The sequence below is a fragment of the Cumulibacter soli genome, assembly GCF_004382795.1.
GTDB classification, from domain to species: domain Bacteria; phylum Actinomycetota; class Actinomycetes; order Mycobacteriales; family Antricoccaceae; genus Cumulibacter; species Cumulibacter soli.
This window is the reverse complement of record NZ_SMSG01000005.1, coordinates 23,767-34,485: the sequence shown is the minus strand read 5'-3', so window position 1 is coordinate 34,485 and position 10,719 is coordinate 23,767. Positions and strand designations below refer to the sequence as shown.

The window sequence follows — 10,719 nt, the reverse complement described above, 5'->3', positions numbered from 1 at the left end:
GTCGCAATTGGAGGTTTCGATGACCCTGGCCGCTGAAGACGTTCGCGCACCCGACGTACTCGCCTTGCTCGCGGAGGTGCTTGGCTCGCGAGAGACAGTCGGCGCAGCCGCGCCGACAGACTCGATCACCCTGGCTGACCTGGGACTGCAGTCGCGCGAAGCACTGCGTCTGCGGCACCTCATAGGACAGCGGCTGGGCCGGAGGGTTGCGCTGATTGACCTCACCGGCGAGCGCACCGTCGCCGACCTGGTGCGTGTGGTGGTCGAAGCTGAAACTATTCACGCAGTGGCGACCGATTCGGCGATGCCGCAGCCAGTAGGCGCTCTCACCGAGGTGCAGGCGGCCTACTGGACCGGGCGTGATGCGGATATGGACCTCGGCGGCGTCGCCACCTACTGGTACAACGAGTACGAAAGTGCGCCCGACGATGTCGACCGCTTTTGCCGGGAAATCGAGCGATCTTGGGCCCGGCTGGTCGCCCATCACGACGCGCTGCGGATCGAGGTCACCCGCGACGGGCGACAACGCGTGCGTCGAGACGTGAACTGGGACCTCGACGTGCTTGACCTACGTCGTGCCGAGGACGCCGAGCAACGCGCTCAATCAGTGCGCGCCGACCGCAGCCACCAAGTGCTGACCGTGGAGGATGGGCCGCTGTTCTATGTCGGTGTCTTGCTACTCCCGGATGGGTGCGTGCGGGTGATGGTTGGCCTCGATGCTCTCGTCGTTGACCTGACGAGTTGGCGGCTTCTGATGCGCCAGTGGGGCGAGGTGTTCGACGATCCGCACGCAGCGCTCCCAACCCCGGGCGTGCGGTTCGTGGAACACGCCGCGGGCTTGCTCCCGCTCGAGCAGGACCGCGACTGGTGGGCTTCGCGGGCAGCGAAACTGCCGGACGCGCCGCAACTCGTGGGGCAACAGGCGGTGGCCAGTCGGCACCGATTCCGGCGGCACCGCCGCCAGCTAGATGCCGCAACGTGGGACCGCACCCAGCGCATCGCGGCCGCGCACGGCATCACCCCGACTGCGGCCGTCCTGTCCTGCTACGCACTCGCCGTCGACCGCTTCGGTTCCGGTGGTGCCCGCACGATCGCGCTTACCCTGGCCGGCCGACCCGACGGTGCAGACGACTGCGTCGGCCAGTTCGCACAGACGGGTTTGCTGGCCTATCCAGAGCCCGAAGACCATGTGCAGTTCGCCGAATTCGCCCGAGTCGTTGGACGGCGGCTGTTTGAGGTCCTCGATCATGCATCGATCAGCAGCATCACCGTGCGGCGTCTCGCGGGCCACGACCCGGCCGCGGCGGGCTACCCGATCGTGTTCACATCCGGTATCGGGCACGGGGCGCAGCGCGAGGATAGCTGGCTCGGTGACCGGGTGTATGGCGTCTCGCAAACCCCGCAGGTGCTGCTGGACCACCTCGCCTGGGAAGAGGACGGCGACCTGGTTCTGACGATGGACGCCGTCGAGGGTGCGTTCGGTGAAGGCGTCGTCGACGGGCTGCTTGGAATGACCGTCACCCTCCTGCGAACCCTTGCCGATGCGGATGCCTGGTCGGCTGCGGGTCTCGGTTGGGATCCGGCTGGGATGCTTCCGTCGCCGCGTACGCTCTCGCCGTTCGAGTCCGGGTCGCTGCTGGCAGATCCTGCCCGAGTCCATGCGCCCGACCCGGCGTACGCCGTCCATTTCGAGGGTCGGGCGATCACCCACGCTGACCTACACCGCCGCGCCGAGGCGATCGCTGCGCAGTTGCGTGCGGGCGGAGCGGGCCCGGGCGACTTGGTGATCGTGGCGTTGCCGAAGGGTTTCGCCCAGATCGCCGCGGTACTCGGCGTCGGTGCGGCGGGGGCCGCGTACGTGCCGGTTGATCCGACGTGGCCGGAAGATCGCCTCACGTCGGTGCAGCGGCGGTGCGCTTCGCGATGGGCTGTCCTCGGTCGGGACGCCGAACCGAGCGTCCTGACCGAGTTGGACACCGTAGTGCGGCTGGACCAGGATGCCGTGCCGTCGCGGGCCGAACACGTGGCGACTGGGAACGCCCAACCGGCGCCGAACGACCTGGCCTACGCGATCTTCACCTCAGGTTCGACCGGGGAGCCCAAGGGCGTCGCGGTGACCCACGAGCAGGCGCGATGCACGATCGACGACATCGTGACCCGATATGCGATATCGGCCGACGACCGAGTGCTCGCGCTGTCCGCATTGACCTTCGACCTATCCGTTTTCGATGTGTTCGGGCTGCTCGGCGCCGGTGGCGCCATGGTGCTTCCGGCGGAGCCGGAGCTACGAGATCCCGCGGCGTGGGCGCGACTGATCAGTGAGCATCAGGTCACGATCTGGAACACCGCACCGGCGCTGCTGGAAATGCTCGTAGAGCATGCGGAACATGACCCGCGAGCAGCGGCGCAACTGGCGAGTCTGCGAATCGTGATGTTGTCGGGCGACTGGATCCCGGTCACCTTGCCCGATCGGCTGCGGGTGCTCGCTCCCGACGTCGAGTTCCACTCCCTCGGAGGCGCGACCGAGGCCGCGATCTGGTCGATCACGTTCCCAGTTGATCGGGTAGACCCGGGCTGGGCGAGTATCCCGTACGGCCGAGCGCTGCCAGGGCAGTCCTTCCACGTTCTGTGCGATAACCGTCCCGCGCGCGTTGGTGAGACCGGCGAACTATTCATCGGGGGCGCGGGCGTTGCTGCCGGGTACGTCGATGATCCGGAACAAACCGCCGAACGGTTCGTTATGCACCCCACGTTGGGGGAGCGGCTGTATCGCACGGGCGATGTGGGGCGTTGGCGACCGGACGGGCACATCGAGTTCCTCGGACGCGTCGATCGTCAGATAAAGATCCAAGGATTTCGAATTGAGCTTGGCGAAGTGGAGGCCGCGCTCGCACGCTGCGCCGCCGTCCGGCAGGCTGTCGCAGCCTCGGTACCAGGCCCGGACGGTCGACCGCGGCTGGTCGCCTGGGTTGCGGCGCCTGATGACCCGGTCGAAGGGGCCCGCCGGTTGCGTGCCGAAGTCCAGTCGTTCCTGCCCGGATACATGGTGCCGAGCCGCCTGCTGGTGCTCCCGGCGCTGCCGGTGACCGCGAACGGCAAGGTGGATTATCAGGGGCTGCCGGCACCGTTCGCCGCTGCGCAGGGGACGTCCGGCGGGTCCGTTGCCCACTGCCTCCCTGGCGGGTCAGCTGGCACGACGAGGGCAGAACATTCGGTGACCGCTGCCGCCTCGGACGATCGGGCCGGGTTGCGGGCGGACTCGGACCTGCCGGCGAGTGGCGATCGGGACACTAGCCTCCGACTTCAGCAGGTGGTCGCAGAGGTCCTGGGCGACAACGCGATGCGCCAGCCCATGATCGAAAATGGATCGACATCACTCGATGCAGTACGGCTCGCGAACGCAATAGAGGACGCCCTGGGGTGGCGGCCCGCGGTTCGGGCACTCCTGGGTAAGCGGCCGCTCGGCGACGTCCTCGCCGAATCGACTCCGGACCTCGACCCGGCTCGGGAACCAGACTCCGCTCGGGAACCAGACTCCGCTCGGGAACCAGACTCCGCTCGGGAACCAGAGCGGGCTCGGGAACGCGACTCGGCTCCGGCGCCCGAGGAGGCGCGATCGACCACCGAAGTGGCCGCGTTGCGAACCGCCCATTCGATCGATACCGAAGTGGAATCGGGAACTGGCACCCAGACGGCAAGCAACGACGCGTCGCGTGGTCGCTTGCGGCGATCCGCGCCCGCGATTCCAGACAGTCGCGACGCGCTGGGGCCGATGCCCGACGGGTCGGTGACGCTGCGTGTTCCGCTGCCCGTGCCTGATCCGGCGGCACTCGCCGGCGTCACCGGATGGTTGCAGCGACTGTCGGAGTGGGCCGACGTCGAGGGTCGCGACCTGGTTACGCGCTGGATTGTTGACGGTGCTGAGGTTTCCGCGGAAGCGCGCGTGGGCATCCGAGGTTCCGGCGCGAGTGCGACGCTGCTGTCCGGTGCGGCCGCGCTGTCTTCGCCCCCGGCGGTGTCTTCACCCCCGGGTGTGTCTTGGCCCCCGGAGGCCGCCGTGCCAGGGGAGCACGGTCGTGTCGCGGCGCCCGGTGAGGCTGAGCCTGCCGCGGTGCCCGGTGAGGTTCCGGATGTCGCGGTGCGCGGCGGGGACCCGGACCTTACGGTGCCCGGCGAGCGCCGGAACGTCACGGTGCTCAGCGAGCCCGCGGCAGGCGTCGCTGTCCAATTAGCCGCGAGTCCGGGATCGAGTGGTCCCCGGTCCGATGTGCCGCCTCGGCGTTGGCCTGCCGATATCGAGGTCGCTGGTCCGCAGCCGTTCGCGCTGACCGAGATGCAACTGTCGTACCTGCTCGGTCGCGCGGACGACTGGTTGGGTGCGCCGGTCGCTCCGCACTATTACACCGAGGTCGACATGGTCGATGTCACGGCCGATCGGCTGCAGCGGGCGGTTGATGAACTGGTGGCCGCCCACCCGATGCTGCGCGCTCGCGCGACGGCGGACGCCCGGCAGCGGGTGCTTGCCCTCGACGATCCACGCGCCCGTGTGGTGGTGCGGCGACTCGATTCCGAGGGCGCCGTACGACAGCGGATCCGAGATGATGCTTCTCACCGAGTGATCGACCCGCTGAACGAACCGTGGCTGCACCTGGCCATAACGCCGCTGGACGAGCGGACGAGCCGCGTCCACCTCGACCTCGATCTGCTGTTCTGCGATGCGGCCAGCGCCGTCGTGCTGGTGGACGCCTTGTACGCGGCCGTGCGCGGCGGCACGATCGATGCTCCGCGGGTTCAGTTCTGCGATTACGTCGCCGATATCCAGGCCGCCAAAGGCGGACGGCGCCACCGCGCCGCTCTGCAGCATTTCGCGCATCGCGCGGCGACGTTGCCGCCACCGCCGGCTCTGCCGCTGGTGCTACCGGCCGCCAACACCCGTTTCGTACGCCGGGAGCAGCGATTCGTCGCGCCGTGGTGGTCGGGCATGAGAGCCCGACTCGCGGAGTTGTCGGTGACGCCGACCGCCGCGGTGCTCGCGGCCCTCGGCCAGGCGATCGGAGCAGTGACGGACGGCGCCGATCACGCCGTTGTCGTCACGGTCTTCGATAGGCCGCTCGCGCATACCGGAGTCATCGGTGACTACACCTCAACGGTGCTCGCCGCGTTGCCGGGTGCTGGATCGTTCGTTGCGGGGGCCCGTGCGGTGCAGGAACAGCTCTGGGACGACTTGGAACACGCGGTCGGCGCGCATGGTGTGCACGGCAATCACGTGCTGCGCGAGCTCGCAGGGTCGGGCAGGCAAGTCCGCTTCCCTGTCTCGTTCTCCAGCGGGATCGGCAGTAGCCGGGGAGCGGACGGGGTCGGCCGGGACGCAGGCCGGCTGCTGCAACGCTGGGGTGCGGTGGAGTATTCGATCAGTCAGACCCCGAACGTCGCGTTGGACGTGCAGGCGTTCGAAGACGGTGAGGACCTCGTGCTCCGATGGGACGCCGTGGACGCGGCGTTCCCCGCAGGATTTCTGGATGCGATGTTCGCCGACTTCATTAACAGGGTCGAGCTCACTGTCGAGACCGGTGGCGCGTCACCGATCGCGGCGAGAGCAGTAGCGGTCGGCGCAGCAGTCGGCGACGAGGGGCAACGAGCGACACCGGTGCGCAGGCGTCACGACGCCGCCGACGTACGCGGGCTGATTCGGGACAGTGTCGCTGCCGAACTTGGCTGTCGCACGGCAGATGTGGATCCGGCGGCGAGGTTCTTCGATGTCGGCGTCACGTCGTTGACCGTTGTTCCGCTGCAGCGCCGGCTGAGCGCCGCGGGGTACGAGGTGACCGTGCTGGACTTCTTCGCGCACCCCAGCGTCAACCAACTCGCTGATGTGCTCGCCGGCTCCGCTCAACCTGCTGGTTCGCAAGCGCGTCGACGGGGTGCGCGCCGACGGCAGGTCGAGCGCGAGCGGCGCTCCGCTTAGACCGAGCGGCGCACCGCATAGCGCGAGCGTCGTACTGCATAGACCGAGCGGCGCGCCGCATAGTCCGGCGGTGCATTGCGCAGATTGATACTGGCGCCGCGATTACTCGATCGCGGCGCCAGGATCCAGCGGACGGACGGAGGCTAGCGGCTAGCGGCGGCACATTCGGCGCAGACGCCGAAGATCTCCAGCACGTGCCGGGTGAGCGTGAACCCGTGACGGCCGGCGACGTCGGCGAACCATGCCTCCTCAGGCGGTGGTAGGTCGACCGCTTTACCGCATCGTTCGCACACCAGATGGTGGTGATGGTCCTCAGGGGCGCACGCGCGGAACAACCGCTCGTTATCGACCGCGATCACGTCGATTTCCTCGCGATCGGCCATCGCATTGAGGTGTCGATACACGGTCGCCAGGCCGATGGATTCGCCCTTGGCGAAAATGCGCCGATGCAGGTCGCCGGCCGAGACGAAACCGTCGGCCTCATCCAGGCTCTGCTTAACGCGTTCCTGCTGCGCCGTACGGCGCCGGTCCTCGGCCACGATCACTCCTTCATCGTTCGGATGCGGTGGTTACACCCGGACAATCACGACACAGGGGCGACAACCCGCCATATCGGTTGACGCCCGCTCGACTAGCCCTCGATCGGCATCGAGCGCGGGTCGAACGGCGTCTCCTGATAGACGCAGTAGTTCAGCCAGTTGCCGTACAGCAGGTAACCATGCCCGCGCCAACGGATGATCGGTTCCTTATCGGGGTCGTCGTTGGGGAAGTAATGCTTCGGCATGATGATGTGATCGCCGGCATCGACATCCCGGCGGTACTCCAACTCGAGCGTGTCTCGGTCGTACTCGGGGTGCCCCATCACAAACACTTGCCGCGCGTCCGGCGTGGCCGCTAAGAAGACCCCCGCCTCGTCGCTCAGCGCGAGCACGTTGATCTTTCCGGTCGCCTCGATATCGCCGGCATCGACGTCGGTGTGCCGTGAATGCGGAGCCGCGAACTCCTCGTCGAATCCGCGCACCAACTTCGCCGATGGGTCGATCACGCGATGGTTGAACACGCCGAAGTTCTTGCCGGGTAACTCGAACTTGTCCACGCCGTACTGGTGATAGAGCGCCGCCTGCGCCCCCCAACAGATGTGTAGCGTAGAGTACACGTGCTTGCGGCTCCAGTCGAGGATCTTCGTCATCTCGGGCCAGTAATCGACGTCCTCGAACGGCAGTTTCTCGATCGGGGCACCGGTGATGACGAGCCCGTCGAAGTACTCGTCCTCAATGTCCTCGAAGGTCCGGTAGAAGGCTTCGAGGTGTTCGCTCGGGGTATTGCGGGACTGGTGACTGGAGGTCCGCAGCAGCGTCACTTCAACCTGCAGCGATGTGCTGCCAAGCATCCGCATCAATTGGGTCTCGGTCGTCACCTTCAGCGGCATCAGATTCAGGATCGCGATCTTCAGCGGTCGGATGTCCTGATGGCTGGCCTGGTCATCGGACATCACGAAGATGTTCTCCGCCTCGAGCGTGGCGCGAGCGGGGAGGTCATGCGGGATGTTGACAGGCATGCCATCTATCGTGCCACCCTTCGGCGACCAGGGTCGTGTGCGGCTGCCGACACCGTGAATGCGAAGGTGGAGGGACGACCGGTGAGGAGTAGCGACGTGGCCGAACGAGGCGGATCCAAGGTTCGGATGTGGTCCGTGCCGCTGGTCGTGTTCGCGATCGCCGTGGCGTTGATCGTCGTGATCGTGCAGAACATGCGGAACGAATCGTCCACCGACGCCTCGCCGAGTTCGGGTGCCGCTTCGGGTGCCGGAACGTCCTCGAATTCGGCAACCGGACCGAACGCCGGTACTGCCTCGAGTTCACCGGGCACGTCGACGTCGACTGCGAGCCCACCGCAGCAGCAAGGCCTCTCGTACGTCGAACGCCGTGACCCCGACGATCTACTGGGTTTCGGTGACGTCAACGCTCCGATCGGCCTCGTTGTGTACTCGGACTACCAGTGCGGCTACTGCGCCACATGGAGCACCGATACGCTTCCGCAGGTCATGCCGTACGTCGAAGCCGGTGACCTTCGGCTTGAGTGGCGGGATGTCAATGTGTTCGGCGAGGACTCCGAGCGCGCGGCGCGGGCGTCGTACGCCGCTGCGATTCAGGATGAGTACTGGGCGTATCACGATGCGTTGTACGCCGGTGGCGCGCCGTCCTCGGATCTATCCGAGGAGTCGCTTATCGCGCTGGCGGTTGAGGTCGGCTTGGATCAGCAGCAGTTCGTTGCTGACCTCAATGCCGATGACACCGTCGAGCAGGTCGCGCAGAACATGCAGGAAGGGTTGAGCCTCGGCGTGACGGGGACGCCGACGTTCATTCTCGGCGGCGAACCGATCGTCGGCAACCAGTCAACGGACGTGTTCATTACGGCGATTGACCAGATGCTCGCCGCACAGGACTGAACATGCAGATTGGTTTCCTCGCGGCCTTCTTTGGCGGCGTGCTCGCGCTATTGAGCCCGTGTAGCGCGCTGCTGCTGCCGGCCTTCTTTGCCTCAACGATCGGCGGCCGACTCAGTCTGCTGGCGCACGGCGCGGTGTTCTATCTCGGGCTAGCCGTCACCCTGGTCCCGCTCGGCCTGGGGCTCGGCGCGCTCGGCACGCTGTTGGTGACCGAACGCGGGCTGATCATCGCGATTGCGTCGGCAGTGCTGGTGATTCTCGGGCTGATGCAGGTATTCGGACTCGGTTTTGATCTGTCCCGGTTGATGCCCGCAGCGGCGCGGTTGCAGCGCACTGGTACGGGGTACGTGCGGACGCTCCTGCTGGGCGCGGTCGGTGGTGTCGCCGGGTTCTGTGCCGGACCGATTCTTGGCTCGATCCTGACGATCGCACTCGCGCAAGGCAACATGCCGCTGGCTGGTGGGCTGCTGGCCGTGTACGGCGCGGGGATGGTGGTGCCGCTGATGGCTATCGCAGGCTTGTGGCAGCGCCTTGGCGAACGCGGGCGACGTGCGCTGCGCGGTCGGTCGTTCACTCTGGGTGGCCGCGAGTTTCACACGACGTCGGTGATCGGTGGCGCGCTGATGATCGTGATCGGTGTGCTGTTCTGGATTACGAATGGATTCGTCGGCGTTCCGGCAGTCGTACCGACCGACGTCGAGATGTGGTTGCAGGAGCGCGGCGGTGTGTTGTCGAACCCGGTGTTCGACATCGTGGCGGTGCTGCTCGTCGCCGCGCTGGCGATCTGGTGGTGGTTCGCGCGGGCGCAGCGCCGCGAGCGCGCCGATGCCGATATCGACGCGTGAGGCTGCTGAAGTCGCAGCGTCTGCGGTGGCTTGTCGCTGTATGGCGGCTATCTGGTCGCTGAGACTGCGTTCTCAATGAACGGTCCGACCCTGGCGCGGCGCTATCAGTGGCGATACCTATGCCGTGCCGATGCGCGACCGGTTGACACTCAGCTGTCTTGTATCCAAGATGTATTCCAGTGTGCGACGCAGGGTGGGAGGCTTCATGGCGGGTGTTTCCGCGAACCAGGTCAGGCTGGTCACCGCGCAACTGTTCTCCGGCGCGGGAATCGCTTCCGGATTCGCGGTAGGCGGCCTGCTCGCCGAGGAGATCACCGGAAAGACCGCCATGGCCGGATTCGCGCAGATGAGCGTGATTCTCGGCGCTGGCCTGATCGCCTATCCGCTGGCCGCGCTCGCGGGACGTAAGGGACGGCGTACGGCGCTCACCCTAGGATTCGGCACTGGTCTGTGCGGGGCGGCCATTGTGTTGCTGGCCGTGGCGCTGGCGTTCCTGCCGTTGCTGATGCTCGGCATGATGATGTGCGGGGCCTGTACGGCGGCCGGGCTGCAAGCGCGGTACGCCGCGGTCGACACCGTGCGGCCGGAGGCCGCGGGACGCGCGATGTCGATCGTCGTATGGGCTACCACGATCGGCTCGGTGCTCGGCCCGAACTTCACCGAACCTGGCGCCAAACTGGGCGAGACGTTCGGGATGAACCCGCTCGCTGGGCCGTATCTGATCTCGATGGGCGCGTTCGCGCTGGCAACCCTCGCGGCGTCCACCCTGACGAAGGGGATGGCGGCCGCGCCGTCGGGTGCGCAGGCGGTCGAACGGCTGGGGCTTCGCGACGCGCTGCGGTACGCCGGCGGCCATCCCGTTCCGCTATTTGCGATGGTCACCATCATCACCGGGCAAATGATGATGACCAACGTGATGGTGATGACGCCGGTACACATGGATCATCAAGCGTTCAGCCTGGCGCTGATCGGCATCGTGATCAGCGTGCACATCGCCGGGATGTACGGGCTCTCGCCGCTGTTCGGGTGGGTCGCCGACCGGTGGGGTCCGGGTGTGGTGATCGTGTGCGGTGGACTCGTCTTCGTCATGTCGATCCTGCTGGGCATCCTGGACGCGCTGGCCGCAGAGTCGTCGATGACGCTGCTGACGATCGCGCTGATGCTCCTCGGCGTGGGGTGGTCGATGTTCCTGATCGGCGGCTCCGCGCTGTTGACCGTGTCGGCGCCGCCGAATGCAAAACTCACGTTGCAGGGCGCGTCCGACTCCGCGATGAACTTGGGCGGAGCGTTGATGGCGGCGCTCGCCGGACCGGTACTGGAAGGTGGCGGATTCCTGTGGATCAACTTGATGGCGTGCGTCGTCCTCGCCATCACTCTGGTCTTCGCCGTACGGGCGGTGCCACTGATGCGATGGCCGGGTCGAGAGCCGGTGCCGGCCGCGGTGGAGTAACGCCGACTAG

General features: G+C 66.8%; 6 protein-coding genes. 4 read left to right on the top strand and 2 right to left on the bottom strand.

Features of this window, described 5'->3' with window-relative positions; translation table 11 throughout:
- The first annotated feature begins 19 nt into the window (after nucleotides 1-19).
- A complete protein-coding gene (locus tag E1H16_RS11670) occupies nucleotides 20-5,965 on the top strand; it encodes a non-ribosomal peptide synthetase (protein ID WP_134324064.1) in 5,946 nt (1,981 codons plus the stop codon).
- A 143-nt stretch (nucleotides 5,966-6,108) separates the two neighbouring features.
- Here the strand turns inward: E1H16_RS11670 and E1H16_RS11665 are convergent, their stop codons facing one another.
- Complete coding sequence (locus E1H16_RS11665) at nucleotides 6,109-6,504, bottom strand: Fur family transcriptional regulator (protein ID WP_243837833.1); 396 nt, start codon at nucleotides 6,502-6,504, stop codon at nucleotides 6,109-6,111.
- A gap of 92 nt (nucleotides 6,505-6,596) precedes the next feature.
- Nucleotides 6,597-7,523 (bottom strand): homoserine O-acetyltransferase MetA, encoded by a 927-nt coding sequence (gene metA, locus E1H16_RS11660; RefSeq protein ID WP_134324063.1) that lies wholly within the window; start codon nucleotides 7,521-7,523, stop codon nucleotides 6,597-6,599.
- A 96-nt stretch (nucleotides 7,524-7,619) separates the two neighbouring features.
- Between metA and E1H16_RS11655 the strand changes: the two genes are divergently transcribed.
- From E1H16_RS11655 to E1H16_RS11645, 3 genes are all read left to right on the top strand, one after another.
- On the top strand, nucleotides 7,620-8,414 hold the full coding sequence (locus E1H16_RS11655; RefSeq protein ID WP_208379026.1) for a DsbA family protein: 795 nt from the start codon (nucleotides 7,620-7,622) through the stop codon (nucleotides 8,412-8,414).
- A gap of 2 nt (nucleotides 8,415-8,416) precedes the next feature.
- Nucleotides 8,417-9,259, top strand: a complete 843-nt coding sequence (locus E1H16_RS11650) for a cytochrome c biogenesis CcdA family protein (RefSeq protein WP_134324062.1) — start codon at nucleotides 8,417-8,419, stop codon at nucleotides 9,257-9,259.
- Nucleotides 9,260-9,464: 205 nt separating this feature from the next.
- Nucleotides 9,465-10,709 carry an MFS transporter gene (locus E1H16_RS11645; RefSeq protein WP_134324061.1) on the top strand — a complete coding sequence of 415 codons (1,245 nt, stop codon included), beginning with the start codon at nucleotides 9,465-9,467 and terminating at the stop codon, nucleotides 10,707-10,709.
- Nucleotides 10,710-10,719: the final 10 nt, after the last annotated feature.